The organism is Bacillus pretiosus (genome assembly GCF_051294775.1).
Classification (GTDB): domain Bacteria; phylum Bacillota; class Bacilli; order Bacillales; family Bacillaceae_G; genus Bacillus_A; species Bacillus_A wiedmannii.
Genome location: NZ_JBPPHF010000002.1, coordinates 142,491 through 169,164 on the forward strand (window position 1 = coordinate 142,491; position 26,674 = coordinate 169,164).

General features: G+C 37.5%; 31 protein-coding genes. 22 read left to right on the plus strand and 9 right to left on the minus strand.

Going from position 1 to position 26,674, the window contains the following annotated elements; translation table 11 throughout:
- Nucleotides 1-114 precede the first annotated feature (114 nt).
- A complete protein-coding gene (gene moaA / locus ACSG5Z_RS08885; RefSeq protein ID WP_087984854.1) occupies nucleotides 115-1,128 on the plus strand; it encodes a GTP 3',8-cyclase MoaA in 1,014 nt (337 codons plus the stop codon).
- 16 nt (nucleotides 1,129-1,144) lie between these two features.
- On the plus strand, nucleotides 1,145-2,158 hold the full coding sequence (locus tag ACSG5Z_RS08890; protein ID WP_435711315.1) for a molybdopterin-synthase adenylyltransferase MoeB: 1,014 nt from the start codon (nucleotides 1,145-1,147) through the stop codon (nucleotides 2,156-2,158).
- A gap of 37 nt (nucleotides 2,159-2,195) precedes the next feature.
- On the opposite strand, the gene moaC is transcribed toward ACSG5Z_RS08890, so the two are convergent.
- Nucleotides 2,196-2,681, minus strand: coding sequence for a cyclic pyranopterin monophosphate synthase MoaC (gene moaC / locus ACSG5Z_RS08895; RefSeq protein ID WP_000094144.1), 486 nt, complete (start codon nucleotides 2,679-2,681; stop codon nucleotides 2,196-2,198).
- Between the two features lie 83 nt (nucleotides 2,682-2,764).
- On the opposite strand from moaC, the gene moeA reads away from it, so the two are divergent.
- From moeA to ACSG5Z_RS08930, 7 genes are all read left to right on the plus strand, one after another.
- Complete coding sequence (gene moeA / locus ACSG5Z_RS08900) at nucleotides 2,765-4,054, plus strand: molybdopterin molybdotransferase MoeA (protein ID WP_137012314.1); 1,290 nt, start codon at nucleotides 2,765-2,767, stop codon at nucleotides 4,052-4,054.
- Nucleotides 4,024-4,539: a molybdopterin-guanine dinucleotide biosynthesis protein B gene (gene mobB, locus ACSG5Z_RS08905; RefSeq protein ID WP_435711770.1), complete on the plus strand. Its 516-nt coding sequence runs from the start codon at nucleotides 4,024-4,026 to the stop codon at nucleotides 4,537-4,539. The genes moeA and mobB overlap by 31 nt, the downstream gene beginning before the upstream one ends.
- Complete coding sequence (moaE, locus tag ACSG5Z_RS08910) at nucleotides 4,536-5,000, plus strand: molybdopterin synthase catalytic subunit MoaE (RefSeq protein ID WP_000185929.1); 465 nt, start codon at nucleotides 4,536-4,538, stop codon at nucleotides 4,998-5,000. The genes mobB and moaE overlap by 4 nt, the downstream gene beginning before the upstream one ends.
- A 2-nt stretch (nucleotides 5,001-5,002) precedes the next feature.
- Nucleotides 5,003-5,236, plus strand: a complete 234-nt coding sequence (gene moaD, locus ACSG5Z_RS08915; protein WP_000621775.1) for a molybdopterin converting factor subunit 1 — start codon at nucleotides 5,003-5,005, stop codon at nucleotides 5,234-5,236.
- A gap of 92 nt (nucleotides 5,237-5,328) precedes the next feature.
- Nucleotides 5,329-5,748, plus strand: coding sequence for a DUF3888 domain-containing protein (locus tag ACSG5Z_RS08920; protein ID WP_435711316.1), 420 nt, complete (start codon nucleotides 5,329-5,331; stop codon nucleotides 5,746-5,748).
- 36 nt (nucleotides 5,749-5,784) lie between these two features.
- Complete coding sequence (gene glcU, locus ACSG5Z_RS08925; RefSeq protein ID WP_435711317.1) at nucleotides 5,785-6,642, plus strand: glucose uptake protein GlcU; 858 nt, start codon at nucleotides 5,785-5,787, stop codon at nucleotides 6,640-6,642.
- Nucleotides 6,643-6,655: 13 nt separating this feature from the next.
- Nucleotides 6,656-7,441, plus strand: a complete 786-nt coding sequence (locus ACSG5Z_RS08930; protein WP_435711318.1) for a glucose 1-dehydrogenase — start codon at nucleotides 6,656-6,658, stop codon at nucleotides 7,439-7,441.
- A gap of 73 nt (nucleotides 7,442-7,514) precedes the next feature.
- Here ACSG5Z_RS08930 and ACSG5Z_RS08935 read toward each other — a convergent pair whose 3' ends face one another.
- Nucleotides 7,515-8,009 (minus strand): CarD family transcriptional regulator, encoded by a 495-nt coding sequence (locus ACSG5Z_RS08935; RefSeq protein ID WP_000451450.1) that lies wholly within the window; start codon nucleotides 8,007-8,009, stop codon nucleotides 7,515-7,517.
- Nucleotides 8,010-8,264: 255 nt separating this feature from the next.
- Here ACSG5Z_RS08935 and ACSG5Z_RS08940 point away from each other — a divergent pair, with 255 nt between their 5' ends.
- Together ACSG5Z_RS08940 and ACSG5Z_RS08945 are read left to right on the plus strand one after the other, a co-directional pair.
- Nucleotides 8,265-8,501 carry a DUF2553 family protein gene (locus ACSG5Z_RS08940; protein WP_000533808.1) on the plus strand — a complete coding sequence of 79 codons (237 nt, stop codon included), beginning with the start codon at nucleotides 8,265-8,267 and terminating at the stop codon, nucleotides 8,499-8,501.
- Between the two features lies 1 nt (nucleotide 8,502).
- Complete coding sequence (locus ACSG5Z_RS08945; protein ID WP_000621752.1) at nucleotides 8,503-8,685, plus strand: sporulation protein Cse60; 183 nt, start codon at nucleotides 8,503-8,505, stop codon at nucleotides 8,683-8,685.
- Nucleotides 8,686-8,719: 34 nt separating this feature from the next.
- Here ACSG5Z_RS08945 and ACSG5Z_RS08950 read toward each other — a convergent pair whose 3' ends face one another.
- The gene (locus ACSG5Z_RS08950; protein WP_000498995.1) at nucleotides 8,720-8,947 is read right to left on the minus strand and encodes a DUF3973 domain-containing protein; all 228 of its coding nucleotides are present in this window, start codon (nucleotides 8,945-8,947) and stop codon (nucleotides 8,720-8,722) included.
- 424 nt (nucleotides 8,948-9,371) lie between these two features.
- Here ACSG5Z_RS08950 and ACSG5Z_RS08955 point away from each other — a divergent pair, with 424 nt between their 5' ends.
- Together ACSG5Z_RS08955 and ACSG5Z_RS08960 are read left to right on the plus strand one after the other, a co-directional pair.
- On the plus strand, nucleotides 9,372-9,803 hold the full coding sequence (locus tag ACSG5Z_RS08955; RefSeq protein WP_000437776.1) for an SRPBCC family protein: 432 nt from the start codon (nucleotides 9,372-9,374) through the stop codon (nucleotides 9,801-9,803).
- A complete protein-coding gene (locus ACSG5Z_RS08960; RefSeq protein WP_000098837.1) occupies nucleotides 9,804-10,127 on the plus strand; it encodes an ArsR/SmtB family transcription factor in 324 nt (107 codons plus the stop codon).
- A 32-nt stretch (nucleotides 10,128-10,159) separates the two neighbouring features.
- On the opposite strand, the gene ACSG5Z_RS08965 is transcribed toward ACSG5Z_RS08960, so the two are convergent.
- On the minus strand, nucleotides 10,160-11,599 hold the full coding sequence (locus ACSG5Z_RS08965) for an MDR family MFS transporter (RefSeq protein WP_001228003.1): 1,440 nt from the start codon (nucleotides 11,597-11,599) through the stop codon (nucleotides 10,160-10,162).
- A gap of 260 nt (nucleotides 11,600-11,859) precedes the next feature.
- On the minus strand, nucleotides 11,860-13,131 hold the full coding sequence (locus ACSG5Z_RS08970; RefSeq protein WP_000558876.1) for a BaiN/RdsA family NAD(P)/FAD-dependent oxidoreductase: 1,272 nt from the start codon (nucleotides 13,129-13,131) through the stop codon (nucleotides 11,860-11,862).
- 294 nt (nucleotides 13,132-13,425) lie between these two features.
- Between ACSG5Z_RS08970 and ACSG5Z_RS08975 the strand changes: the two genes are divergently transcribed.
- Entirely contained in the window at nucleotides 13,426-15,078 is a 1,653-nt protein-coding gene (locus tag ACSG5Z_RS08975; RefSeq protein WP_001284033.1) for a putative polysaccharide biosynthesis protein, read from the plus strand.
- Nucleotides 15,079-15,119: 41 nt separating this feature from the next.
- Nucleotides 15,120-15,848, plus strand: coding sequence for a pseudouridine synthase (locus ACSG5Z_RS08980; protein WP_001234944.1), 729 nt, complete (start codon nucleotides 15,120-15,122; stop codon nucleotides 15,846-15,848).
- 81 nt (nucleotides 15,849-15,929) lie between these two features.
- Here ACSG5Z_RS08980 and ACSG5Z_RS08985 read toward each other — a convergent pair whose 3' ends face one another.
- On the minus strand, nucleotides 15,930-16,151 hold the full coding sequence (locus tag ACSG5Z_RS08985) for a DeoR family transcriptional regulator (RefSeq protein ID WP_000805512.1): 222 nt from the start codon (nucleotides 16,149-16,151) through the stop codon (nucleotides 15,930-15,932).
- A gap of 357 nt (nucleotides 16,152-16,508) precedes the next feature.
- Between ACSG5Z_RS08985 and pepV the strand changes: the two genes are divergently transcribed.
- The 4 genes from pepV to ACSG5Z_RS09005 all read left to right on the plus strand — a co-directional run bounded on the left by pepV (nucleotide 16,509) and on the right by ACSG5Z_RS09005 (nucleotide 22,284).
- The gene (gene pepV / locus ACSG5Z_RS08990; RefSeq protein WP_435711319.1) at nucleotides 16,509-17,915 is read left to right on the plus strand and encodes a dipeptidase PepV; all 1,407 of its coding nucleotides are present in this window, start codon (nucleotides 16,509-16,511) and stop codon (nucleotides 17,913-17,915) included.
- A 369-nt stretch (nucleotides 17,916-18,284) separates the two neighbouring features.
- The gene (gene thpR / locus ACSG5Z_RS08995; RefSeq protein WP_435711320.1) at nucleotides 18,285-18,830 is read left to right on the plus strand and encodes an RNA 2',3'-cyclic phosphodiesterase; all 546 of its coding nucleotides are present in this window, start codon (nucleotides 18,285-18,287) and stop codon (nucleotides 18,828-18,830) included.
- Between the two features lie 287 nt (nucleotides 18,831-19,117).
- Nucleotides 19,118-21,259 carry a type I pullulanase gene (gene pulA, locus ACSG5Z_RS09000; RefSeq protein WP_435711321.1) on the plus strand — a complete coding sequence of 714 codons (2,142 nt, stop codon included), beginning with the start codon at nucleotides 19,118-19,120 and terminating at the stop codon, nucleotides 21,257-21,259.
- A gap of 227 nt (nucleotides 21,260-21,486) precedes the next feature.
- Complete coding sequence (locus ACSG5Z_RS09005; RefSeq protein WP_435711322.1) at nucleotides 21,487-22,284, plus strand: phosphotransferase; 798 nt, start codon at nucleotides 21,487-21,489, stop codon at nucleotides 22,282-22,284.
- 3 nt (nucleotides 22,285-22,287) lie between these two features.
- On the opposite strand, the gene ACSG5Z_RS09010 is transcribed toward ACSG5Z_RS09005, so the two are convergent.
- Nucleotides 22,288-22,566, minus strand: coding sequence for a YtzH-like family protein (locus tag ACSG5Z_RS09010; RefSeq protein ID WP_001122236.1), 279 nt, complete (start codon nucleotides 22,564-22,566; stop codon nucleotides 22,288-22,290).
- Between the two features lie 228 nt (nucleotides 22,567-22,794).
- Between ACSG5Z_RS09010 and trmB the strand changes: the two genes are divergently transcribed.
- Nucleotides 22,795-23,448 carry a tRNA (guanosine(46)-N7)-methyltransferase TrmB gene (trmB, locus tag ACSG5Z_RS09015; RefSeq protein ID WP_001239384.1) on the plus strand — a complete coding sequence of 218 codons (654 nt, stop codon included), beginning with the start codon at nucleotides 22,795-22,797 and terminating at the stop codon, nucleotides 23,446-23,448.
- A 71-nt stretch (nucleotides 23,449-23,519) separates the two neighbouring features.
- Nucleotides 23,520-24,374, plus strand: a complete 855-nt coding sequence (locus ACSG5Z_RS09020) for a YtnP family quorum-quenching lactonase (RefSeq protein WP_435711323.1) — start codon at nucleotides 23,520-23,522, stop codon at nucleotides 24,372-24,374.
- Between the two features lie 40 nt (nucleotides 24,375-24,414).
- Here the strand turns inward: ACSG5Z_RS09020 and ACSG5Z_RS09025 are convergent, their stop codons facing one another.
- Together ACSG5Z_RS09025 and ACSG5Z_RS09030 are read right to left on the minus strand one after the other, a co-directional pair.
- On the minus strand, nucleotides 24,415-24,924 hold the full coding sequence (locus ACSG5Z_RS09025; protein ID WP_435711324.1) for a GNAT family N-acetyltransferase: 510 nt from the start codon (nucleotides 24,922-24,924) through the stop codon (nucleotides 24,415-24,417).
- 72 nt (nucleotides 24,925-24,996) lie between these two features.
- On the minus strand, nucleotides 24,997-25,308 hold the full coding sequence (locus tag ACSG5Z_RS09030; RefSeq protein ID WP_048540743.1) for a PepSY domain-containing protein: 312 nt from the start codon (nucleotides 25,306-25,308) through the stop codon (nucleotides 24,997-24,999).
- Between the two features lie 148 nt (nucleotides 25,309-25,456).
- Here ACSG5Z_RS09030 and ACSG5Z_RS09035 point away from each other — a divergent pair, with 148 nt between their 5' ends.
- The gene (locus tag ACSG5Z_RS09035) at nucleotides 25,457-26,530 is read left to right on the plus strand and encodes a M42 family metallopeptidase (protein ID WP_435711325.1); all 1,074 of its coding nucleotides are present in this window, start codon (nucleotides 25,457-25,459) and stop codon (nucleotides 26,528-26,530) included.
- The last annotated feature ends 144 nt before the right edge of the window (nucleotides 26,531-26,674 follow it).

Below are 26,674 nucleotides of genomic sequence, written 5' to 3' on the forward strand. Positions count from 1 at the left end.
AGTCTAATTGGTTAGGAAAGTTTCACTTTATTCACTTAAGCAAAAACATCGCAGTTCGAAAATATATTATAATAGAATGAAAAGAGAGAAATTTGACAGAAAGGGAGGGTGGCGATGCAGGAGATGGTTACAGATTTTTTTGGACGCCCACTTCAAGATTTGCGCATATCTGTCATTGATCGTTGCAATTTTAGATGTACATATTGTATGCCAGCGGAAGTTTTTGGGCCAGATTATGCTTTTTTGAAAGATGAGTTTTTACTGACGTTTGATGAAATTGAGCGTTTGGCAAAACTATTTGTTAGCATCGGTGTACGAAAAATTAGACTTACTGGTGGCGAGCCACTACTGCGTAAAGATTTAACAAAACTTATTGCTCGTCTCGTGAAAATTGAAGGGTTAGTAGATATAGGGTTAACGACAAATGCAATTCATTTAACGAAACAAGCAAAAGCATTAAAAGAAGCTGGATTACATAGAGTAAATGTTAGTTTGGATGCAATAGATGACGATGTATTTAAGGACATTAATGGTCGGAATATCAATACGAAACCTGTTATAAAGGGAATTATGGCTGCAAAAGAGGCCGGGCTTGATGTAAAGGTAAATATGGTTGTGAAAAAAGGGATGAATGAACATCAAGTACTTCCGATGGCTGCTTATTTTAAAGAGCAAGGAATCACACTTAGGTTTATTGAGTTTATGGATGTTGGTAGTACAAATGGATGGAACTTTGATCAAGTCGTTACAAAGCAAGAATTAATTGAAATGATTCATAGTGTGTATCCACTTGAGCCAGCTGAAGCGCATTATTTCGGTGAAGTTGCGAAGCGATATCGTTACGTTGGAACAAATATCGAAGTCGGTTTTATTACTTCTGTTTCAGAGTCATTTTGTTCCTCTTGTACGAGAGCAAGAATTTCGGCAGATGGAAAGTTTTATACTTGCTTATTTGCGACAGAAGGATTGGATGTAAGGGAACTTCTTAGAGGAAATCTTTCGGATGATGAGTTAGTAAGCGTTATACAAGATGTATGGATGAATAGAAAAGACAGGTATTCGGATGAACGGACAGAAGAAAGTGCAAAGAATCGTCCGAAAATTGAAATGTCTTATATAGGAGGATAAGAAAGGGGGCTATCGTATGCAGGAGCGATATTCAAGACAAATATTATTTTCTGGTGTTGGAGAAGAAGGTCAGAGAAAAATTAGAGAGAAGCATGTGCTTATTATCGGCGCTGGTGCTCTCGGGGCAGCGAATGCAGAAGCAATTGTTAGAGCAGGTGTTGGCAAAATAACAATTGCAGATCGTGATTATGTAGAATGGAGTAATTTACAAAGGCAACAATTATATACAGAAGAAGATGCAAAGCAATATAAACCAAAGGCGGTAGCAGCAGCAGAGCATTTACAAGCGATTAATTCTGAGGTGAAAATAAATCCGGTTGTGACTGATGTAACAGTGCGAGAAATGGAAGAGCTAGTGAATGATGTAGATTTAATATTAGATGCGACAGATAATTTTGAAACGCGTCTTCTTATTAATGATATTTCACAAAAGTATAATATTCCGTGGATATATGGTGGTTGTGTCGGAAGCTACGGAGTAACGTATACAATTTTACCAGGAAAAACACCGTGTTTCCGCTGTTTAATGGAACATCCAGCGAGCGGGGCAACATGTGATACGGCTGGTATTATACAGCCGGCAGTACAATTAGTAGTTGCGCATCAAATAACGGAAGCGCTGAAAATATTAGTAGAAGACTATGGGGCACTTCGCGAAACGATGTTATCGTTTGATCTTTGGAATAATCAACAGATGGCATTTAAAGTGAATAGGCAGAAAAAAGACACATGTTTATCTTGCGGAAGATTACGTACATATCCGAGTTTAACATTTGAAGCACAAACAAAAACAGAAGTGTTATGTGGCCGAAATACAGTACAAATCCGTCCAGGTGTGCGGAATGAATTTAATTTAGAAGAAATTAAAAAGCGCTTACAAAGAAGTGTGGATGTAAAAGCTACTCCGTATTTATTATCATTTCCGGTGGAGGAATTTCGTTTTGTTTTATTTACAGATGGCAGGGCGTTCATTCATGGGACGAATGATATAAATATGGCAAAACGCTTATATGCAAGATATATAGGTTGAACCTAAAGGGAGCCCTTTAGGTTCAACGGAAAGAAGATTAAGACTTTCTCGTATAATCTCCACTTTTTCCACCTGTTTTTTCAAATAAGTAAGTTTCGCCAATAATCATACCTTTATCAACAGCTTTGCACATATCGTACACAGTAAGAGCTGTAGCGGAAGCGGCTGTTAAAGCTTCCATTTCAACACCGGTGCTACCTTCTGTTTTAACTTTTACTTCAATAAGTAATCGATATTGTTCTTCGGATTGTTTCCAATCGAAAGAAACGTCAACACCTTTTAATAATAAAGGATGGCACATTGGGATAATATCAGAAGTGCGTTTCGCAGCCATAATACCTGCGATTTGTGCAACTGCTAATACGTCACCTTTCCCAATTTCATTGTGAGAGATTTTATCGTAAATTTCTTTTGTAACGACAATGCTAGAGCACGCAATTGCTGTTCGGACGGTTGCTTTTTTGTCACTTATATCAACCATCTTCGCGCGTCCTTGGTCATTAAAGTGTGTGAATGAAGACATGGAATTCCTCCTTGAAGTAATTTCTATTTAATATATAAAGTTTAATCGAGATAAAAAAAATTGCAAATATGAGGTGAGAAACGATGATAGAAAAACGAATTCCAATTCAAGTTGCTGAGGCAGTAGAGAGAGTAATGGAATATGCGAAAAATGGTGAAGTAGAAGAGGTTTCTATTACGGAAAGTTACGGGAGAATTCTTGGGGAGGATGTTATCTCTGATCATGACGTTCCTCATTTCGATCGTTCTCCTTACGATGGTTTCGCGATTCGAGCAGAAGATACGAAAGAAGCAAATCAAGAGAATGCGATTGAGTTTGAAGTAATAGGAGAAATCGGGGCAGGATCTGTTTTTACAGAAGAAGTAGGACATTTTCAGGCGGTTCGTATTATGACAGGAGCAGCTATTCCAGAGGATTGTAATGCAGTCGTAATGCTAGAGTTGACGGAAGGTTTTGAGAAGAACGGAAAAACATATATGAAGGTAAAGCGTCCTTTTCATAGTGGTGACAATGTATCATTTAAAGGAGAAGATATAAAGAAAAATCAAGTTCTCGTTCAGAAAGGTGTTGCAATTAATCCAGGTGTTGCCGCCTTATTAGCGACGTTTGGATATAGTACTGTGAAAGTTGTAAAACAGCCTGTTGTTGGTATCGTGACGACAGGAAGTGAATTGTTAGAAGTACACGAGTCGTTACAGCCGGGGAAAATTAGAAATAGTAACTCGTATATGATTGCCGCTCAAATTATGAAAGCCGGAGGGAAAGTGCGTTATTATGGCCAACTTGCTGACGAGTTAGATGCATGCTTTGCAGCTGTTCAATCAGCGATGAATGAGGTTGATATTTTAATTACAACAGGCGGTGTGTCGGTAGGAGATTATGACTACTTGCCAGCTATTTATGAAAGATTACAGGCGAATGTACTCTTTAATAAAATAGCGATGAGACCAGGAAGTGTAACGACAGTAGCTGAAGTTGATGGAAAGTTACTTTTCGGTTTATCAGGAAATCCGTCAGCTTGCTACGTAGGCTTTGAGCTATTTGTGCATCCGGTTATAAAAACATATTTGTATGCGAAAGAACCCCACGTATATAGAGCAGATGCTATTTTACAAAAAGATTTTCCGAAGCCAAATCCGTTTACTCGTTTTGTAAGAGCAAACGTGACAATCGTAGACGGGGCATTACAAGCGATGCCGGTCGGTTTAGATAAATCGAGTGCGGTCTCTTCACTCGCCGATGCGAATGCTTTTATTGTGTTGCCTGGAGGAACGAGAGGATTTGAAGCAGGGATGAAAGTATCTGTATTATTGTTAGAGCACGACGAGGGATGTGATTGGCCATGGGCAAAGCCCCTTCAATCTTACAAATAGTAGGATATCAAAATAGCGGGAAAACAACGCTCGTTGAGAAAATTGTGTATGCATTAGCTGAACGAAACATGAAAGTTGCTACAATTAAGCATCACGGGCACGGAGGTTTTCCAGAAGTAGCGCAAAAAGATAGTGAAAGGCACCAAAAGGCTGGGGCTGTTGTCAGTAGTGTAGAAGGCGCTGGATTACTTTCACTGTCGTCATTAAGAGAGGAATGGTCTTTGCAAGAAATTATTCGCTTATATGAGTTTTTTGAAGTGGATACAATTTTAATAGAGGGCTATAAAAAAGAGAGCTATCCAAAAGTAGTATTACTTCGTTCTGCGGAAGACGTTGAACTTTTACATAAAGTAGAAAATATAGTAGCGGTTATTACGTGGCATGATGAACCTGCAAACTTACGAGAAGAATATAAAGTATTTCATATAACAGAAGAAGAGTTGTATATAGACTGGTTTATACAAACGGTAAGGAGTACGAAATGACAAATACGTATTATGAAGTAATTGATACAGAAATCTCGATTGAAGAGGTAGCAAAGAAGGTTATTCGCCGCGAATGCGGTGCTGTTACAACATTTATTGGAACGGTTAGGGAGTTTACGAAAGGGCGTCGTACATTATACTTAGAATATGTCGCTTATAAAACGATGGCAGAAAAGATGCTAGAGAAAATTGGCTCAGAAGTGAAAGAGAAGTGGCCAGGTACACACGTTGCGATTACACATCGCATCGGTACACTGCAAATTTCTGATATCGCGGTTGTTGTTGCTGTTTCAACACCGCATCGTAAAGCGGCCTATGAGGCGAATGAATACATTATGGAACGCATAAAACAAATTGTTCCGATTTGGAAAAAGGAGTTTTGGGAAGATGGAGACTCATGGATTGGTGATCAATTAGAAAAAACGCCATATCCGGCAGGGGAGCCTGGGAAGGAGCTGTAAGTATGATTCGAGTATTATTATTTGCGCACTTGCAAGAGGAAGCAGGAACAAGTGAATTACAAATAGAGAAAGAAAATATTACGGTTGCAGAGTTAAAAGATGTTGTTGCTAAAGAATATAATGTACCAGTGACAGCATCAACTATGGTTGCGATTAATGAAGAATACGCAAATGAGGATGACACGATCCGAGATGGTGATGTTGTTGCACTAATCCCACCAGTGAGCGGTGGTTAATATTGGATTCATTCAAACGACTTTCCTACATAGGGAAGTCGTTTTTTTATGGAAGTTTTGCGAACACTAACTTATAGAACAAGGAGGGTGTTATGAAAAAAATATGTGTAGTTATTACAACGCTATGTGCAATCTTTTTCTCTTCTCCAAGTGATTCTTTTGCGAAAGAATCGAGGGAGCAGCTGTTAGAGAGTGCATTATCAAATAGGTACTATTCAGTTATTAGACAAGTGACAGAAGATCAGTATGAATGTGCTTCCGTTAAAAATATAAAACGTCTCGGTAAGAACGGTGAGTTCGTTCCTAGATTTGAAATTACGCTACAATTTCTTACGTTCCAAGGTGCACATAATCCGCCGAATGATAAAGTTACACTTATTTTGGAAGATTATTTAGATCACGTAAAAATAAAGAAGGTGGAGCGAGAAAAGAATGTTTCTGGTGCTATTGCAGAAAAAGTTTGTGAACGGGAAAAAGAAAAAATAAAAGCTCACTCTAATGATTCAGAGTGATAACTTATGACATTTAGTAAAGAAAGGTAATGAGCGATGGACATACTTTTAGCGATTTTACCGGCTATATTTTGGGGAAGTATTGTGCTATTTAACGTGAAACTGGGCGGGGGACCGTATAGTCAAACGCTCGGTACAACGTTTGGGGCACTTATTTTCTCGATTGTTGTTTATATTTTTATGAAGCCAGTATTAACTCCTACTGTTATTGGAGTTGGAATTGTGTCAGGTTTATTTTGGGCACTTGGTCAGGCGAATCAATTAAAAAGTATTGATTTAATGGGCGTTTCGAGAACGATGCCCATTTCAACAGGACTGCAATTAGTTGCGACAACTTTATTTGGAGTCATCGTATTTCATGAGTGGTCCACGACTATATCAGTCGTCCTTGGTGTTTTGGCTCTCGTTTGTATTATTATCGGTGTTATTTTAACATCACTTCAAAGTGAAGAAGAAAAGAGTGCAGAGCAGGCGGGGAATTTTAAAAGGGGCATTATCATTTTATTGATTTCAACAGTCGGTTATTTAGTTTACGTAGTAGTGATTAGACTATTTAACGTAGATGGTTGGTCAGCTTTATTGCCACAAGCAGTTGGTATGGTGTTAGGGGGCATTTTGCTTACGTTTAAACATCATCCATTTAATAAATATGCACTAAGAAATATTATCCCAGGATTAATTTGGGCAGCTGGAAATATGTTTTTATTCATTTCGCAGCCGCGTGTTGGAGTGGCAACAAGTTTTTCGCTATCGCAAATGGGAATTATTATTTCAACGCTTGGCGGGATTCTTATATTAGGTGAAAGAAAAACGAAACGCCAATTAACGGGGATTGTTGTCGGTATCGTTTTTATTATCGCAGCCGGAATAATGTTAGGTGTTGCAAAAAGTTAAAGGGGGTATTGAAATGTATAGTGATTTAGCAGGAAAAGTTGTCGTTATTACAGGATCAGCAACTGGTCTTGGAAGAGCGATGGGAGTACGGTTTGCTAAGGAGAAAGCAAAAGTAGTAATTAACTATCGCTCACGAGAGTCAGAAGCGCATGATGTATTAGAAGAAATAAAAAAAGTAGGCGGAGAAGCGATTGCTGTAAAAGGTGATGTGACAGTTGAATCTGATGTTGTGAACCTCATTCAATCTGCTGTGAAAGAGTTTGGTACGCTTGACGTTATGATTAATAATGCAGGGATAGAAAACGCGGTCCCGTCGCATGAAATGCCGTTAGAGGATTGGAATAAAGTAATCAATACAAATTTAACAGGTGCTTTTTTAGGAAGCCGTGAAGCGATTAAATATTTTGTAGAACATGATATTAAAGGTTCTGTTATTAATATGTCGAGTGTTCATGAGAAAATTCCGTGGCCACTATTCGTGCACTATGCGGCGAGTAAGGGTGGTATTAAACTGATGACAGAAACGTTAGCGTTAGAATATGCACCAAAAGGTATTCGAGTAAATAATATTGGGCCAGGTGCAATAAATACGCCAATTAATGCAGAAAAGTTTGCTGATCCTAAAAAACGTGCTGACGTAGAAAGTATGATACCGATGGGCTACATTGGAAAGCCGGAAGAAATTGCAGCAGTCGCAACGTGGCTTGCTTCCTCAGAAGCGAGTTACATAACTGGAATTACGTTATTTGCAGATGGTGGAATGACTTTATACCCGTCGTTTCAAGCAGGTCGCGGGTAATATAAAAGGACAAAGAGGTTTATCTCTTTGTCCTTTTTTCTGCAAAAAAAAATAGCGGTCGGCTATTTTAAATTTAATGATTAATTGTATCTTGAAGAAATTCTGTTGCTTGATGTTCAGAAACATTTTGCACAAGTGCAACTTCGCTAATCATCATTTTGCGTGCATTATCTAGCATTTGTTTTTCGCTCGCATTTAATGCTCTCTCTTTATTACGGCGAAGTAAATCGCGAACAACTTCTGCGCTATCTTGCAGATTGCCGTTTTTCATTTTTTCCATATTCATTGTATATCTCTGTTTCCAGGAAAGTGATGTGTCTGATTCCCCGTTTTGAAATTCAAGAAGTATAACATCTAATGTACCTTTATCTACGATATAACGAATACCTGATTTTTGTAATTGATCCATAGGAAGCATTATTTGCATGTCTTTACTAATGATACGTATCACACAATATTGACGTGTTGTTCCTAATATTTCTTTCTCTTCAATGGCTTCGATGACTCCTGCGCCGTTCATTGGATAAACGATTTTATCGCCAATTTGAAACAAATCATCCACCTCCATATGTGGTAACCACTTTTAATGATAGCACAAGTGAGTGAAAATGTCAAATTTTATATAATACCATAATGTTGATATTATAGTCAATAAGTAAAAACTCTTTTTTTTTATATATTTTTTTGCTCTTATTTATTGATGATTTTTTTGAAAAATAGTACAGACGAAGAAAGAAGGCATATCCACTTATTTTTAAGCATAAAATGTAAAATCGCTAATACAATATACCTAAATCCGTTCTTTGCAAGGGAGGGAGAGAAGGTGGGGCGCACAATAAGAATTGATATTACAAATAAAGTTGTAGCTAAATTTAGACCGGATTATTTGGAATTATATACGAGTAAATTTATGATAGGTAAGTTTTATGTCTATACTGAAGGTAAACAATATGTGTTAGAAGACGGATATATATATGAAGACGGAAAATTTTATCGCATCATAGATACGCACCGTGGCAATAATCAAGCGGCGGAGGGCTGCGATCTAGGATGGTGTTAACATGATTCGTGTGAAAGTGTTTGATGAAAGTCACGAAAAAGACTTAGAAGACGCTGTAAATGTTTTTTTGAAAAAGATTGATGATAGTAATTTTGTAGATATTAAGTACCAAGTCGGTGTTTCCATTAATGATGACGAAAACCAAATTTATTGTTTTTCAGCAATGATCGTTTATAAAACATAAAAAAGAGCTGGGTGAGCCAGCTCTTTTTTATGTTTTATGTTGGGACAACATGTGTCGGTAATACGTTCATAATAGATTGAGTTGTGCCTAATTTCTTTTTCGCTAAAAGAGGCTCCCCTGTTTCATGGTTTTGGGCATCTGTACACATACCAAGGTGATAACGATCACCTAAAAATGGATCGATATAAAAACCGTTTTTGAATACTTTATCATTCGGATGTTTTTCATGGTGAATGTCAGAGCAATTAATGCAATAGAACATAGCTTTCATCCCCTTTTTATTTTTGTTTGAAAAAAGTGAGTTGGTAGTCATTTCGCTCCTAAGGAAATGTTGAGGAGAAGAGAAATAACTACCTACTCAAATGGTGGGCATATTCCTTCTGATTTTTCATATCTCGCGTAGTGTCCCTGAGGGAAGGAGGAGAGACGAAATACGCATGATATACGTAAGGCACTTCTTTCAAGATGAATGATGGAGTTTCATGTTGAGAGAAGTTTTTATTTTTTGTTGCCTTTGTGAGTATATTATGAGGGAATGCTCAGAGGGTGTTTGTCCTGTTGAAAAAATGTTGAGAATTTCTCAACAATAAAAAATAACTAGCGTTGACATGAAACCAAAAGGTGTTATATTATCAAAGTGTAACCAAAAGGTGTTATATTTAATTGCCGAATAAAGGAGAATGAAAATGGAACAACAAAATACATTAACTGATATTAAACAAACGATCGTTTTTAACGCATCTATTCAAAAAGTATGGAATGTAGTATCAACTGCAGAAGGGATTGCGTCATGGTTTATGCCGAATGATTTTGTATTAGAGGTAGGACATGAATTTCATGTGCAATCACCATTTGGCCCATCACCATGTAAAGTGTTAGAAATTGATGAACCAAACCATCTATCTTTCTCATGGGATACAGATGGCTGGGTCGTTTCATTTAATCTGAAAGACCTAGGAGATAATAAAACAGAATTTACGTTAATTCACGGCGGCTGGAAACATCCTGATGAAATTCTTCCGAAAGCGAATGCGAAGAGCTCTATTATTCGCGATAGAATGAGTGGCGGCTGGGTAGCGATTGTAAATGAAAAACTGAAAAAGGTTGTTGAAGGCTAAGTGTCTTCATCAGCAGCGAAATATGATGTATTTCAAGCAATTGCTGATCCAACCCGCCGAGAAGTAATACGGTTATTAAGTGATAAAGAGTTACCGATTTCCAAAATAACGGATCATTTTCCGATGAGTCGTACTGCGGTTGTAAAGCACCTTCATATTCTTTCGGAAGCGAATTTAGTAAGCGGAAGAAAAAGCGGAAGAGAGAAGATATATCGTTTGCATCCAGAACCATTAGAGGAATTACAACAGTGGCTCTCATATTATGAACGTTTTTGGGATAATAAATTATCTATGCTGAAACATATTGTGGAGAATGAAGAGTAAAAAGAGGATGACCAAAATGGTCATCCTCTTTATTATTGCTCACTTGTTTGAGTAGCTGGCTTTAATAAAATCCAAGCGATAATTAGTGTAAATACTGCTAATACGAAAGTACTCATATAAATGACGTGTACACTTGATGCTAATGCCTCTTGCGATTCGGTTACTACGTTTGCTGTAGTTCCTCCGTGTCCGCCACCAGATACAAGATCAAGGTTTTGAATACCGCGTGCATGAATCATCGTATTAAAGATTGTGCCAAAGATTGCAGCACCTAACGTTTGACTAAATGTATTAATAAATGTGTTTAAACCAACGGCTGTTCCGCGTGTATGAGCTGGTACGGCTGCTTGAATTGTTACCATATAAATAGGTGTCACAAGCCCCATTCCTAATCCGAATAATCCGACTGCTACATAAATAAGGAACGATGGTGAATTTGTTGATAATGTAAATAATAAGAACGTAGCGACTGATAAAATGCTAGCTCCAAGTAAAATGATTTGTTTCGTTTTTAATTTGCCTACTAAGTTACCAGAGAAAATAGCGCCAAATGTCCACATAACAGGGATTGGCATTAAAATAAGTCCGGCTTCTGTCGCATTTTTTCCTAATACACCTTGGCTCCAAATTGGAAGGTACATTGTAATACTAATGATCATTGCGCCAGCAATGAGCGTTAATATGTTTATTGTAGATAATGTACGGTTAGAGAAAAGTGCTAGCGGAATTAATGGTTCCGGAGATTTTTTCTCGATGAATAAGAAAATAATGAATGAAACGACGGCAAAGATTAATAGGCCGATAATTGTTATGTCGCCCCAGTTTTGCTTACTGCTACCTGTTAATAATGCATATAGTAGAGCGATCGTACTTAATGAGAAGACTGTTGCACCAAGATAGTCGATATGGTGTTTAGCGGGCTTAATAGATTCTTTGTAGTAAATGGCGATCATTAAGCAAGCGATAATTCCAAATGGGACGTTTAAGAAGAAAATATAACGCCAAGATAGAGAATCAACTAAAAATCCACCGACTAAAGGTCCGATAACACCCGATACACCCCAAACGGCACTCATCCAACCTTGTGCTTTCGCGCGGTCTCTCGCTTCGCTATATAAGTCTCCAATAATCGTCATTGTGATCGGCATAACAGCACCAGCACCTATACCTTGAAGAGCACGGAAGAAGATTAATTGTTCCATTGATGTAACGACTCCGCAAAGCGCAGAACCGATTAAGAAGATTGTAGCTCCGATGAGTAAAACTTTTTTACGGCCGAATAAATCAGCTAACTTTCCGTATATTGGAGTCGAAACAGCTGTTGCAAGCATATAAATTGCATATACCCAACTAACAAGTTCGACGCCTGACAAATCACTCGTTATACGAGGGATCGCTGTACTAACAATCGTTCCTTCTACCGCAGAAAGAAACGTCATTAGCATTAAAGACATCATGACTTTTTTTCTCATATTTTTTCCCCTTACCCTTTTTCAAATATTCAACAATATAAAATATAAAGGTACTAAGGTATATAAAGCAACAAAAAAGCAATGGGAAGTTAGGAGGAGCGTATATTTGTCGTTCTTTGTCGGTAAGTCGATATATTTAAGAAAACGCCGATATATGTTGTAGAAACGCTGATATATTCGAGGAATCGCCGATATAATTGTAGAATCACTGATATAATTTCATATACCTAAAAAAGAAACAGGAAGCCCTGTTTCTTTTTTTAATATTGCATTTTCGCGTTTTCTCCAGCTGTTGTTCCGGCAATTCTACCAGTAACGAGAGCAGATGTAATATTATAGCCGCCAGTATAACCGTGAATATCAAGAACTTCTCCGCAGAAATATACGCCGTTCGTGAATTTAGAAGACATTTCTTTCGGGTTAATTTCTTTAACGGATACACCGCCGCCAGTAACGAATGCTTTTTCAATTGACTGCGTACCATTTACATTCACAGTAAATTCTTTAAAGTCTTTCACAAGTGCACGAATTTTCTCGTGAGAAACTTGTCCAGCTTGTTCGCTGCCATCAATTTCATTCTTTTCTAATAAGAATAGGAAGTAACGTTCAGGAACATAACCTTTTAATACATTTTTAATTCCTTTTTTCGGATCCTCTTTCATTTGTTTCAGCATGCGCTGGAATAGTTGTTCACTATTTTCTTCTGGCAATGCATCGATACTCATTTGAATCGTATTCGTTTTAAACTTTTTCAGTGCTTTCACGACGAATTGGCTACAACGAAGAGCGGCAGGACCAGATAGGCCGAAATGAGTGAAGAGCATGTCCATTTTGTGAGAAATGATAGCTTTTCCTTTCGGGTTTAATACGCTTAAGTTAACATCGCGTAAAGCAAGACCTTGTAAGGAGCGATCACGAATAAATGGTTCGTTTGAAAGGATTGGTACTTCTGTTGGGAATAGCTCTGTAATTGTATGCCCAGCTTTTTCAGCCCAAGCGTATCCGTCTCCAGTAGAGCCAGTTTGAGGAACGGATTTTCCGCCAACAGCGATAACGACATGATTCGTTTCTAACACTTCGCCAGTTTGCAGTACGACTGCTTTCGTTTGACCGTTCTCATATTCAATTGTTTCAACGGGTGTATTCGTACGGATTTTTACACCTAAGTCTTTTAATCGTGTTAAAAGTGCGTCTACTACTGATTGTGCTTTATTTGATACAGGGAACATGCGACCATGATCTTCTTCTTTTAGTTGCACGCCAAGCTTTTCGAAGAATGTAATAATATCTTCATTATTGAAAATAGAAAAAGCGCTGTATAAGAAGCGACCGTTTCCTGGTATATGTTTAACGATCTCATCAAGTGGTAGACGGTTCGTTACGTTACAACGACCACCACCAGAAATCGCAAGTTTACGCCCTAGTTTATTTCCTTTATCAAGAAGTAAGACACTTGCGCCTTCTTCTGCAGCACCGATTGCAGCCATTAGCCCAGAAGGCCCGCCGCCGATGACAATAACATCATAATGCATAATATATCGACCTCATTTTCTACATTTCCTGCCTAAAAGAATAGCATGTTTTCCCTTAAAAGAAAAATAGAGTGAAGTACTGCTTAAGGAGAGAATTGTGGTACAATACAAAAGTTAGAGTTCAGCACTATCCTGCTATTTGTGGGCAATAAGACAAAAACCTTAAGATGTAAGAGAAATAAAAAGGGAATTTGGTAGCTCATAAATGCTCGAATAGTTCAACTAATAATCAGTGGGGAAGAACACCCACACTGATTAAAGTTTCACTTTATGTAGATGTAGGAGGATTTTTGTATGTCCGATTCGAAATTTCTGCGCGGAACGCTTATTGTTACGTTAGGGACATTTTTAGTAAAGTTCTTAGGCATGATTTACGTCTTTCCGTTTCATGCATTAGTAGGTACAGAAGGCGGAACGCTCTATACATATGGATACATTCCATATACGATCTTTTTAAGTATTGCAACGGCAGGGGTGCCGCTTGCTGTTTCCAAATTTGTTTCCAAATATAATGCGCTTGGCGATTATAAAACGAGCCGGAGAATGTTCCGTTCGGGAATGGTTATGATGATAGTAACAGGAGTTCTTTCGTTCCTAGTTCTATACATGACAGCGCCACTGTTTGCAGAAGCAATGCTTGGTAAACAAAGTATACACAGTAATGTAGAAGAAGTTACGACGATTATTCGTCTTGTAAGTTTTGCACTTATTGTTGTACCAGCAGCGAGTTTAATTCGTGGTTATTTCCAAGGTCACCAATCGATGGGACCGACTACTGTTTCGCAAATTATTGAACAAATTATTCGTATCGTCTTTTTATTAGCGGGTAGTTTTATCGTTATTAAAGTACTTGGCGGTACAGTTGCAACAGCAGTTGGGGTAGCGACATTTGCTGCGTTCGTTTCAGCAGTTGGAGCGCTCGGTGTACTCATTTGGTACTGGTTAAAACGTAAAAAACATTTGGATCAATATTTAATTGAACAAACTGTACCAGAATCGACAGTGAGTACGGTTCAATTATTTAAAGAATTATTTGCATATGCGATTCCTTACGTTGTAATTGGGTTAACAATTCCTTTATATCAACAAATTGATACATTGACATTTAACTCAATTATGCAAGCGATTGGCCAAGGTGATATCGCAGAGCGAGCGCTTGGTATTTTCACAATGTGGACGCATAAATTAATTATGATTCCTGTATCGCTTGCAACAGCGTTTAGTTTAACGCTTGTACCAGCGATTACAAAATCATTTACTGAAAAACAATACCGCTATTTAAAGTTACAAATTACACAAACATTCCAGGCAAATATGTTCTTAACATTGCCAGCAGTTGTCGGTATTTCAACACTTGCATATCCAATTTATACTGCGTTCTATGACTCAGATCCACTAGGTGGACAAGTATTAATGTGGTATGCACCGGTTGCGTTGTTATTCGCTTTATTTACAGTAACAGCAGCAATTCTGCAAGGGATCAATCAACAAAAACATGCGATTGTCGCGCTTATTATGGGTGTTATTTTGAAATTCGTATGTAACGTAATCTTTATTCGTTATTTCGGTACAGTTGGAGCGATTTTAGCAACTGCAGTCGGATTCTTAGCTTCAGTATGGTATACGAATCGACAAATCAAAAAACATGTACACTATTCATTTGGTGTTGTATATAAGAGAACTTTCCAAATTGCAGTATTAACACTTGTAATGGTCATTGCTGTAAAGTTATCACAATGGACTCTGTCCTTCATGATCTCACCTGATGGCCGAATGGGTGCTCTTATTACAGTTGTGGTTTGTGCAGGTATTGGTGGTCTTGTGTATGGATTGTTAGCAATTCGCACAGGAGTACTTGAACGAGTATTTGGCGGAGAAGCGTTAGAGAAAATCCAACGTAAACTTGGCAATAGATTCAAAATAAAGTTGAAATCAAAAGGGGCGTAATTACGTCCCCTTTTCTATGATAAACAAAGAAGGTGAAAAACGTGAGATTAGATAAATTATTAGCAAATATGGGATATGGAAGTAGAAAAGAAGTAAAGAAATTATTGAAAGACGGCGTTGTAAAAATTGATGGAACGCCAGTGAAAGATGCGAAGGTTCATGTAAATGTAGAAGAGCAAGAAGTTATGATTCACGGAGAAGTTGTGGAATATAAAGAGTTTGTTTATTTAATGTTGCATAAACCACAAGGCGTTATTTCAGCGACAGAAGATGATAACCATGAAACGGTAATAGATTTATTAGAGTTAGAAGATGCAATCTTTGATCCGTTCCCAGTTGGACGACTTGATATTGATACGGAAGGTTTCTTATTGATAACAAATGACGGGAAGTTATCACATCAATTGTTATCTCCGAAAAAGCATGTGCCGAAAAAATATTATGCACACGTTGCAGGAGTAGTAACAGAAGAGGATGTAAAAGAGTTTGCTAAAGGTGTTATTTTAGATGATGGCTATGAAACAAAACCAGGTGCACTTACAATATTAAAAAGCGATGAGATTTCTGAAATCGAGCTTGTAATTACAGAAGGAAAGTTCCATCAAGTGAAGCGTATGTTTGAAGCGGTAGGGAAAAAAGTAGTCTACCTAAAGAGAACAGAGATGGGACCATTAGTATTAGATGAAGAGCTAGAACTTGGACAATACCGAGAGCTATCAGATGAAGAAGTAGAAATGTTAAAAACATATCAAGTAGATACTGAGAAATAGTGCTGTTTTTGGCGCAGAAAAGACCCCTTTCTAACGAGTTAGAAAGGGGTATGTATTTATTTACATACAATTATTTGTTCATTATGAGGTCATTCTCACTTTCTTTCCTGTTGTTGTCCACTTACCGCGGCAAGGGCTATACACGAGTTCATTAAACTGCAACACATTTAGATCACGTTGTATCGTTCGCGGTGTGATCCCGAACTCATCTACAAGGTCTTTCGTCGTTACCGTTCCGTTTTCATTGATGTACATATAAATTGATTTAATGCGTGTTAGCATACGAGTAGTTGTAGGTTTCAAGAGAAAACCACTCCTCTACTAGTTTTTTTGACCCCATTCAGGAAAGAAGGTCGTTACTACCATTGTACTCTACATGATAAAATTCATGCTTTAATCTACTTAAATTTTACAGAAATTTAACAAATATTCATATAGAAAAATATTGGTAGTTGACATTGTATATATGGTCAGTCAACTAACACATAAAATTCTACGTAAAACGCCAAATTCCTGCAAATTTTTTTAGAAAAATAAAAGAAAAACTAATAAGAAATATCTGAAATATTACAATTGTTAGGTATTTGAGTTTCGTATATGGCATAAGAGATTTCGGTTTGTTATGATGAAAGAAACAATATAGTGAAGGATGGATGCGTGATGTCAGCGATTAATTGGACAGAAGAAGTTGCAAAACGAAAAGATGATTTAATTCGTGATACACAAAAATTTTTACAAATTAAAAGTGTATGGGAAGAAGAATCAGCGAAAGAGGGCGCACCATTCGGTGAAGGTGTAGAAAAAGCTTTATCTTTCATGTTACATAAAGGAGAAACTGAAGGTTTTGCTTCTAAAAATTTAGAAGGGTATGCAGGTCATCTTGAAATGGGACAAGGAGAAGAGTTAGTAGGTATTCTTTGTCACGTTGATGTTGTGCCAGAAGGAGATGGCTGGACGACTCCGGCATATAGTGCAGATATTCGCGATGGAAAGATTTTTGCACGTGGTGCAATTGACGATAAAGGCCCAACGATGGCAGCTTATTATGCGATGAAAATTGTGAAAGAATTAGGTTTGCCTCTTTCAAAACGCGTTCGCATGATTTTAGGAACAGATGAGGAAAGCAATTGGAAATGTGTAGATCACTACTTTAAAAACGAAGAAATGCCAACAATCGGTTTTGCGCCAGACGCAGATTTTCCAATTATTAATGCAGAAAAAGGAATTTCTGATATACAAGTTGTGCAAAGTGGTAGTGAAGAAAAGAAAGGTACATATGAACTTGTTTCATTTGAATCAGGTCGCCGTTTAAATATGGTTCCTGATTTTGCAGAAGCGATTATTACAGGAGAAGATGTAAATGCACTTACAGTAGCATATGAAGAGTATTTACAAACTGCTAAAAAAATAGGTGAAGCAATTGTAGAAGGTAATACGGTGACGTTGCAAATTAAAGGGATTTCAGCTCACGGATCTACTCCAGAGAAGGGTGAGAATGCAGGTTTATTACTGGCAAACTTCTTAACTACAGTTGCTCTTGATGGAAAAGGGTCTTCATTTGCATCGTTTGTAACAGAAACATTTACAGGAGATATTTTAGGAGAGAAAGCTGGTATTTCTTATAAAGACGATATTAGCGGACCGTTAACTGTGAATGTTGGTCGCCTTTCTTATACGAAAGAGAATGGTGGTAATTTAGGATTAAATGTACGTTACCCGGTTACGACTAACTTTGACGAAATGATTGCCAAGTTACAAGAATACGTTGGTAATCATGGATTTAAAGTGGCGGATTATTCAAACTCTCGCCCGCATCATGTTGATAAAGACCACGTGTTAATTCGTACGTTGCAGCGCGTATATGAAGAACAAACAGGAGAAAAAGCAGAACTATTAGCAATCGGCGGTGGTACTTACGCTCGTTCATTGAAAGCTGGCGTTGCGTTTGGTCCGTTGTTCCCTGGAAAAGAAGAACTTGCGCATCAAAAAGACGAATACATTGAAATTGAAGACTTATTAAAAGCAACAGCAATTTACGCGCAAGCAATTCATGAATTAGCGAAGTAATGGATATATAAATAAGAAGAGGCCGTCCCGATACATATTTTGGGACGGTTTTCTGTTACGTATAGGTTGCTTTTCTTATCGTATTTAGTTGTTAAGTCGATATAATTTCATTTATCCCGCATTAACGGGCAGTAAGACCCCCACTTTAAAATTTAGCGAAAGCGAAGAAGTTAGGTGAGGATCAACTGCCCATAAAAGCCCGATTGGTGAGGGCTGATAATCAGTAGGGGATGGACAAAACCCCTACTGATTAAAGTTTCACTTTATTAACGCGACCCTAACTTGGTTAGACTTGTAGGGAAGTTTGATTCTATTTAATTGAATGAGATAAGAAAGAAAAGCAACAATAGAAAGAAGGAGAAGATGTACATGGAGCCGCATTATTTTGTCGCGATTACGTTACCGAATCATATAAAAGAAGTGCTGTCTAACTATAAAGAGGAAATGCAGGAGGAATTACCATTTCGTTCATGGGTACATAAAGAAGACTACCATATTACCCTTTCATTTTTAGGTAGTGCAACAGAGGAACAATTAGAAGGAATAAAGAATGGATTACAAACCCTTACAGAAACGCAAGAACTAGCGTTCACATTACAAGGATTTTCTACGTTCGGTATGGAAGATAGGCCGCGTATTTTTTGGTCGAAGGTAAGCGAGAATTACGATTTGCTTCAATTACAAAAGCAAGTGCACGCTATGTGTGAAGGGAATGGATTTTCTTTAGAAGCGCGCCCGTATCATCCGCATATTACTGTTGCTCGTAAATGGGTAGGAGAAGAGAAGTTTGATTTAGAACATATAAAGGAAGTACCTGAAATATCATTTCAAGCGGATACGATTACTTTATACGAATCTCACGTGAAGGAGACACCGAAGTATAAAGCGATTGCTGGAATAAAATTACAAAAATAGAATGTATGAAAACGTTTTTTATACAGGTGAATATACTATAGAGAATAATGAGTTACTGTATAGGGCTTCAATGATAAGAAAAGTCTTATCATTTGCAGCTCGTTTCATCCCTCTATTTACGGGCAGTAAGACTCCTACCTCAAAATTAGGATCAAGCAAAGAAGTTAGGTGGGAGATCAACTGCCCATAAAGGCCAATTGGTGAAGGCTAATAATCAGTGGGGTAAAGCTTTCCCGCTGATTAAAGTTTCACTTTATTTTAACTTTAAGAATGATGGTGATTTTTTTATGTTGAAAGTAAAACGTCCATTTGATGCCTATTTAGATGAAATGAATAAAATTACAATTTTGCTCCCACATGCGTATGGAACAAGCCGGACATTTCGTTTGCAAGAAGGAAGTAACGTGAAAGATTTACCGATTGCTCATACAATTGCGCTTCCGGATGCAACGAAGTATGAGTGCTTTATAGAAGAGCCGCTAGATGTGGGGAAGTATTATACAGTACGAGATGAACGGAATGAAGAAACAGATTTACAAATAGGTGCTGTCATAAGAACAGCGATTTTCGATGAAAAGTATTACTACGAAGGTACAGATTTAGGAGCCGTGTATCAAAAAGAAGCAACGACATTTAAAGTATGGGCTCCAACTGCGAGGCTTGCGAAAGTAAGGATTTATAAAAGTGATAAAGAATATACCGATCATGAAATGTATAGAGGAGAAAGTGGGGTTTGGATTCATACATTACAAGGCGATTTAGCCGGAGCAAAGTATACATTTCTTGTTTGTATTAATTTAATATGGAATGAAGCGGTGGATCCTTACGCAAAGTCAGTGACTGTAAATGGGACGTACGGCGTTGTTATCGATTTGGAAAAGACAAATGTAACAAAACGAGAGCAATTACCACCATTACAGGCAATGACAGATGCCATATTGTATGAACTGCATATTCGTGATGCTACTATTCATCATGGCAGTGGAGTGAGTAAAAAAGGAACATATAAAGGGCTAATGGAAGAAGGGACAATAGGGCGAAATGGGACGTTAACAGGCTTGTCTCATATAAAAGATTTGGGTGTTACACATGTTGAACTATTACCTTTATATTGTTTCGGCGGTGTAGATGAGGCGAATCCTTCCTCTGCATATAATTGGGGTTACAATCCATTATATTACAATGCGCCAACGGGATATTATGCTACAGACCTCTCTGATCCGTATAACAGGATAGTAGAGTGTAAGCAACTAATTGAAACATTTCATGAGCACGGCATTAGAGTGATTGTAGATGTTGTATATAATCATGTGTATGAAAGAGAGCTATCATCATTTGAAAAGCTTGTCCCAGGATATTATTTTCGTCATGGTGAAGATGGCATGCCTTCTAATGGGACGGGAGTCGGGAATGATATAGCATCTGAACGGAAAATGATGAGGAAATTCATTGTGGAGTCTATTTTATATTGGCTTACTGAATACAATGTTGATGGATTCCGATTCGACTTAATGGGAATTTTAGATGTCGATACAATGAATATAATAGAAAAAGAAGTGCGAAACATAAAGCGAGATGCATTGTTATTAGGAGAAGGGTGGGAGCTACAAACACCACTTCCTCTAGAGGAAAAAGCAACGTTAAATAATGCAAAGAAAATGCCGCATATTGCGCAATTTAATGATCAATTTCGTGATGGGATAAAAGGGAGTACCTTTCATATAAATAAGCGTGGTTTTGCATTTGGTGGGCATGTAGACTGTAATCATTTGCAGTATATAGCATCGGGAAGTCTTTTGAGTATGAAAGAAACAGGTCTGTTTCTAGAGCCTGTGCAAAGCATTAACTATGTAGAATGTCATGACAATATGACGATGTGGGATAAACTAATGCGGAGTAATGAAGAACCAGAAGAGATTTTGAAAAAACGTCACCTTCTAGCGAGCGCAATGGTGATTCTTTCGCAAGGCATTCCTTTCTTACATGCTGGGCAAGAGTTTTATCGTACGAAGCAAGGAAATGAAAATAGTTATAATGCAAATGATGAAATTAATCAATTAGATTGGGATCAAAAAGAGGAAGAGATAGAGACCGTTAACTATATAAAAGGTTTAATTGCGATTCGCAAAGAGCACAGAGCATTCCGATTACAAAACGCAGACCTTATAAAAAAGCACATGACTTTTTTGCAAACATCTCCAGAAGTACTTGCATATCACCTAGAGCATGCAGAATCATTTGGACCGTGGAAAGAGATTATAGTTTTATTTAATAGCGGTTTAGAAGCTAAAACGGTGCAACTTCCGAAAGAAGAAACGTGGCATGTGTTAGTAAACGAAAAGCAAGCGAAAATAGAGCCAATTTCTTCATTTAGAGGAAAGGAACTTAGGCTCGCTCCGATTAGCACGTATATATTGACGATAATGTGACAAATCGCTACTTGACGATGAGAATGTAATAAATGTAGAATTGACAAAGGTGACGATTTTGATAAGTTGTCATTCTATGACAGGTTTTGTAAAATAAAATAGAGAGTTTTTGGCTTATGCCAAGTTTTCTTTTCATTTACAGTAAAATATATGAATCCACAACATATGTAGAAATGTTGCGGTTTTTCTTTTCATAACTATAAAAGATAAGGATTTGTTAACGGGTAATGAATATGGAATGGTTGGAACAATTATTAGGAAAAGAGTGGAGTCTTGTACCGGCTGGTGGAGTAACGGGCGATGCGTATATTGCGCAAAACGGACAACAGAAGTTATTTTTAAAGCGGAATACATCGCCCTTTTTAGCGGTATTGTCAGCAGAAGGAATTGTTCCAAAATTACTTTGGACAAGAAGGGTAACGAACGGTGATGTAATTTCTGCTCAAAAATGGCTTCCGGGACAGAAGCTAGAGCCAGAGGATATGAAACTAGAACGTGTTGCGAAACTTTTGAAGAAAATACACTCTTCTAAAGCGCTTGTACAGATGATTCAAAGACTTGGGAAGCAGCCGCTTCACGCACAAGAGTTATTACAACAACTGCAACTGGTTTTAAGAGGAGATATAAGGGATGATGAAACAATTCAGCAAGGCCTTCAATATTTAATGGATTCATTAAAAGATATTGAATACAATGAATTCGTTGTATGCCATTGTGATGTGAACCATAACAACTGGCTATTGTCGGATGAAGATGAGTTGTATTTAATTGATTGGGATGGAGCTGTAATTGCTGACCCAGCTCTAGACCTCGGTATGTTATTATATTGGTACATTCCGCGCCACGAATGGAGCGAGTGGCTCAAATATTATGATATTGAAATGGATGAATCGCTGCTTAGGCGTATGAGATGGTATGTAATAGCACAAACGATTTTGTCTATGCAATGGCACACAACAAAAAAACAGCAAGCAGAAGCTGAATATTGGCATCAATATTTACAGCAACTACTTGCTTCAGAGTAATACTTAAGAAAAATTGTCCATTCCAGCAATCCACTGAGTAAGTTGTTCTTGATTATTGGAAATGTGGTTGTCCAAATTAGAGGAAGATTTACCCGATTGACTATAAGAATATACATCGTTTAGCATTGCTTTAGCGTCACTACTTATACTATCGTTTGCGAGTAACGATTGAATGAGACGCTCTAATTGCTCGCATTCAGAAACTGTCCCGCAACAATCACTTTGGTGATTGACTAAAATATCTTTCAGCACTTCTAATTGATGTTGTTGATTAATTGGCATGAACGGATCATCCTTTCGATTGTTTTTCTCTTCAAATGTACGAGAAAAAGCTGTTTCGTCATGGAATGTTTAATGCTGTATGTAGTTTTTATCAAAATGGTACATCTTATACTTGAAAGAAACGGACCGAGTGCTCGTACGTACTTGGTTTTTTGTTTGGGAGATTGATTAAAACAGAGAGAAGGAATTATTCCTTTAAAATAGCTATGTAAAGAGAGGGAGACATCTATGCGTTTAAGACATAAACCATATGCAATGGATCGAATTAATGAGTATTCACATATCGTAATTGGAAACCCAGAGGAGCGCGCTGGTAACTGGAAAGAAGTATTTGGAAATGAGCAACCAATTCATATTGAAGTAGGTACAGGTCGTGGCCGCTTTATGTACGATATGGCAAAAGCAAACCCACATATTAATTATATTGGAATTGAAAAATTCACAAGTGTTGTTGTAGATGCACTTGATAAATTAATTGAAGAAGAAGTACCGAACTTAAAGTTAATTAATAAAGATGCTGAAGATTTAACAGTTTTCTTTGCAAAAGGTGAGATTGACCGCGTTTATTTAAACTTCTCAGACCCATGGCCGAAGAATCGTCATACGAAGCGTCGTCTAACGTATAAAACATTTTTACGCAATTATGAAGAAGTGTTAGTAGAAGGCGGAGAAATTCATTTCAAAACAGATAACCAAGGTTTATTTGAATACTCTCTAATGAGTATGGCTGAGTATGGTATGTTATTAACTTACCTGAGCCTAGATCTTCATAATAGTGATTATGAAGGAAACATTATGACAGAATACGAAGAGAAATTCTCAAGTAAAGGTCATCGTATTTACCGAGTTGAAGCAAAATATCGCACAGAGCCTATGCAGTAATGCATAGGTTTTTTTTGTAACTAAAATAATCGGAATTTTATGTTAATATTGAAAGGAAAGGGGGATGAAAAATGGAACAGTTACAAATTGGAGATATAAAAGTGACGTGGCTAAAAGGCGGGAACACACATTTAGATGGGGGAGCAATGTTTGGTGTTGTACCGAAAGTGCTTTGGTCACGTAAATATAAACATAATGATACAAATCATATTTATTTACGAACAGATCCGTTACTTTTGCAAACGAAAGACGGTAATATGCTCATTGATTCCGGAATAGGAAACGGTAAATTGAATGAGAAGATGAAGCGAAATCAAGGTGTAACAGAAGAGTCATCGGTTTATAAATCATTAGAAAAACTAGATTTAAAACCTGAAGATATTCAGTATGTCTTAATGACACACCTGCATTTTGATCATGCATCTGGTTTAACGAAATGGGAAGGTGATCACCTTGTGCCATCGTTTCCGAATGCGAAAGTTTACGTAAGCGAAACAGAATGGAATGAAATGAGGAACCCAAATATCAGATCACGCAATACATATTGGAAGGAAAATTGGGAGCCGATTGTAGATCGAGTTGTTACATTCCAGCAAGAAATAGAAATTACGGATGAAATAAAAATGGCGCATACAGGTGGTCATAGTGATGGACATGCAGTTATTGCTTTAGAAAGCCAAGGGGAAACGATGCTTCATTTAGCGGACCTATTGCCGACGCACGCCCATCAAAATGTATTATGGGTAATGGCCTATGATGATTATCCGATGACATCAATTGAAAATAAGCAAAAGTGGATGAAATACGGCGCTGAAAACAATGCTTGGTTTACGTTTTATCATGACGCGTATTACCGTGCAGTAAAGTGGAATAAGGAAGGACATATTGTAGAAAAGATAGAGCGGAAAACGAGTGTAGAAGCATAAAAATAGGAGGTTGCTCCAGAATATTTGTTGGAGCAGCCTCCTATTTAGATATGCTATATAAATAATGAAGCATATCTCCATTATAATATTTAGTCGTGAATTCTTTTTCTTTAATCATACCAAGCTTCTTAGCAACTTTTTGTGAAGCGATATTGTCATGTTTAATAATTGAATAGACTTTTGACAGTCCTAACTCATTAAAAGCATATTCTTTAATGCCTTTAGTAATTTCACTTGCGTAACCTTTATACCAAAATTCTTTTTTTAGCAAATAGCCAATTTCTATGACCTGTTCAACATCAGTATCCTGCATGCTTAAACCGGCATTTCCTATAAATTCATCAGTTTCTTTTAGATACATCCCCCATAAGCCAAAGCCAAAATCTTTATATCGTTTTATATTTCTATCTAACCAGGATTGAACATCAGCATCAGAAAAATTGTGCTCATAAGCATACATTACATCTGGATCTTGCAACATCATTTTTAAATCATCAAAATCATCTTGTCGCATTTCCTTTAGGCATAAGTATTCGGTTTCTAATATCATCTAACATCGATACTCCTTTTATTTCTTTCACAATTAAAAAATAAGAGGTTCACCTAATGGGAACCCTCCTTTTTATGCTGCTATAACCTCTAAAACAGTACCTGTTTTAGCATCAACTAAAAATTCAAATCGTTCTTGTATATCATCTAACATTGTTGTAAGACCGCCACGATAAACTTCGTATGCGACATCATATTTTTCAAATGCCTCTGGAACCATATGTACCCAAGAGCCAGTAATTTCACCTTTATGACTTAATGCTTGTTTCACCATTTTCAATGCTTTTTCTGAAGAAATATGGGATTGTTCTTGTACTTTGTTTGCAACAAGATAACCAGCTGCGAACCCAACGCCAAGACCTGCTACTAAACCTTTCCAGCTCATATATTCACCTCAATTCTATAAAATAAAAATAGTGTACCAATAATAATTATAAAGCAAATACAGTTAAAAAAGAAGAAACTAGAAACATTTCGAAAATTTCGTTACAATAAAAGAGGTATTCTACTAAGGTTTGAAAGAAGGGGACTTCGTGAATAAAGAGACATTACAATTATTTCGTACGTTAACAGAATTACAAGGTGCATCAGGTTTTGAGCATGATGTACGCCGTTTTATGAAGCAAGAATTAAGCAAATATGCGGATGAAATTGTACAAGACGGTTTAGGTAGCGTATTTGGCCTGAAAAAAGGGGACGAAACTGGCCCACGTGTTCTTGTAGCAGGTCATATGGATGAAGTAGGTTTCATGGTTACGCAAATTATGAAAAACGGAATGCTTCGTTTTCAAACGTTAGGCGGCTGGTGGAGCCAAGTGCTATTAGCACAACGTGTACAAGTTATGACGAAGAATGGTCCTGTTGTTGGGGTTGTTGGTTCTATTCCTCCTCATTTATTAAGTGATGCGCAACGTGCAAAACCGATGGATATAAAAAATATGTTAATTGATATAGGTGCAGATAGCTATGAAGATGCGATTGAAATTGGTGTAAAACCAGGACAACAAATCGTGCCAATCTGCCCGTTTACGCCGATGGCAAACGAAAAGAAAATTATGGCGAAAGCTTGGGACAACCGTTACGGATGTGGCCTTGCAATCGAATTATTAAAAGAATTAAAAGATGAAACATTACCAAACACATTATACTCTGGTGCGACTGTACAAGAAGAAGTTGGTCTTCGCGGTGCACAAACTGCTGCAAATATGATTCAACCAGACATTTTCTATGCGCTTGATGCAAGTCCAGCAAACGATGCATCTGGTGATAAAACGCAGTTCGGTCAATTAGGAAAAGGTGCTCTTCTTCGTATTTACGACCGTACAATGGTAACACATAGAGGAATGCGCGAATTCATTTTAGATACAGCAGAAACACACAACATTCCGTACCAATACTTTATTTCACAAGGTGGTACAGATGCGGGCCGTGTACATACAAGTAACTCAGGTATCCCATCAGCAGTAATTGGTGTTTGCGCACGTTACATTCATACACATGCTTCTATTTTACATGTTGATGATTATGCGGCAGCAAAAGAACTCATTACGAAGCTTGTAAGAGCAACGGATAAAACGACGTTAGAGACAATTAAGAATAACGCGTAGAGGAGAAGGGCGAAAAACCCTTCTTTTTTTAGGTTGAATAGATGCCCCAGCGGTGTGTGGTGGCGGTTAGTGCTTAATAGGTGCTCGAATGGTGTATTAAGACCGTGGGTAGGAAGAAAGAAGAAGCCTGTTTTTTGTTTAGGA

Coding starts and splice junctions, on each gene's coding strand:
- moaA (WP_087984854.1), top strand. CDS start 115: ATGCAGGAGATGGTTACAGATTTTTTTGGACGCCCACTTCAAGATTTG.
- ACSG5Z_RS08890 (WP_435711315.1), top strand. CDS start 1,145: ATGCAGGAGCGATATTCAAGACAAATATTATTTTCTGGTGTTGGAGAA.
- moaC (WP_000094144.1), bottom strand. CDS start 2,681: ATGTCTTCATTCACACACTTTAATGACCAAGGACGCGCGAAGATGGTT.
- moeA (WP_137012314.1), top strand. CDS start 2,765: ATGATAGAAAAACGAATTCCAATTCAAGTTGCTGAGGCAGTAGAGAGA.
- mobB (WP_435711770.1), top strand. CDS start 4,024: ATGGGCAAAGCCCCTTCAATCTTACAAATAGTAGGATATCAAAATAGC.
- moaE (WP_000185929.1), top strand. CDS start 4,536: ATGACAAATACGTATTATGAAGTAATTGATACAGAAATCTCGATTGAA.
- moaD (WP_000621775.1), top strand. CDS start 5,003: ATGATTCGAGTATTATTATTTGCGCACTTGCAAGAGGAAGCAGGAACA.
- ACSG5Z_RS08920 (WP_435711316.1), top strand. CDS start 5,329: ATGAAAAAAATATGTGTAGTTATTACAACGCTATGTGCAATCTTTTTC.
- glcU (WP_435711317.1), top strand. CDS start 5,785: ATGGACATACTTTTAGCGATTTTACCGGCTATATTTTGGGGAAGTATT.
- ACSG5Z_RS08930 (WP_435711318.1), top strand. CDS start 6,656: ATGTATAGTGATTTAGCAGGAAAAGTTGTCGTTATTACAGGATCAGCA.
- ACSG5Z_RS08935 (WP_000451450.1), bottom strand. CDS start 8,009: ATGGAGGTGGATGATTTGTTTCAAATTGGCGATAAAATCGTTTATCCA.
- ACSG5Z_RS08945 (WP_000621752.1), top strand. CDS start 8,503: ATGATTCGTGTGAAAGTGTTTGATGAAAGTCACGAAAAAGACTTAGAA.
- ACSG5Z_RS08950 (WP_000498995.1), bottom strand. CDS start 8,947: ATGTTCTATTGCATTAATTGCTCTGACATTCACCATGAAAAACATCCG.
- ACSG5Z_RS08955 (WP_000437776.1), top strand. CDS start 9,372: ATGGAACAACAAAATACATTAACTGATATTAAACAAACGATCGTTTTT.
- ACSG5Z_RS08965 (WP_001228003.1), bottom strand. CDS start 11,599: ATGAGAAAAAAAGTCATGATGTCTTTAATGCTAATGACGTTTCTTTCT.
- ACSG5Z_RS08970 (WP_000558876.1), bottom strand. CDS start 13,131: ATGCATTATGATGTTATTGTCATCGGCGGCGGGCCTTCTGGGCTAATG.
- ACSG5Z_RS08975 (WP_001284033.1), top strand. CDS start 13,426: ATGTCCGATTCGAAATTTCTGCGCGGAACGCTTATTGTTACGTTAGGG.
- pepV (WP_435711319.1), top strand. CDS start 16,509: ATGTCAGCGATTAATTGGACAGAAGAAGTTGCAAAACGAAAAGATGAT.
- thpR (WP_435711320.1), top strand. CDS start 18,285: ATGGAGCCGCATTATTTTGTCGCGATTACGTTACCGAATCATATAAAA.
- pulA (WP_435711321.1), top strand. CDS start 19,118: ATGTTGAAAGTAAAACGTCCATTTGATGCCTATTTAGATGAAATGAAT.
- ACSG5Z_RS09005 (WP_435711322.1), top strand. CDS start 21,487: ATGAATATGGAATGGTTGGAACAATTATTAGGAAAAGAGTGGAGTCTT.
- ACSG5Z_RS09010 (WP_001122236.1), bottom strand. CDS start 22,566: ATGCCAATTAATCAACAACATCAATTAGAAGTGCTGAAAGATATTTTA.
- trmB (WP_001239384.1), top strand. CDS start 22,795: ATGCGTTTAAGACATAAACCATATGCAATGGATCGAATTAATGAGTAT.
- ACSG5Z_RS09020 (WP_435711323.1), top strand. CDS start 23,520: ATGGAACAGTTACAAATTGGAGATATAAAAGTGACGTGGCTAAAAGGC.
- ACSG5Z_RS09025 (WP_435711324.1), bottom strand. CDS start 24,924: ATGATATTAGAAACCGAATACTTATGCCTAAAGGAAATGCGACAAGAT.
- ACSG5Z_RS09030 (WP_048540743.1), bottom strand. CDS start 25,308: ATGAGCTGGAAAGGTTTAGTAGCAGGTCTTGGCGTTGGGTTCGCAGCT.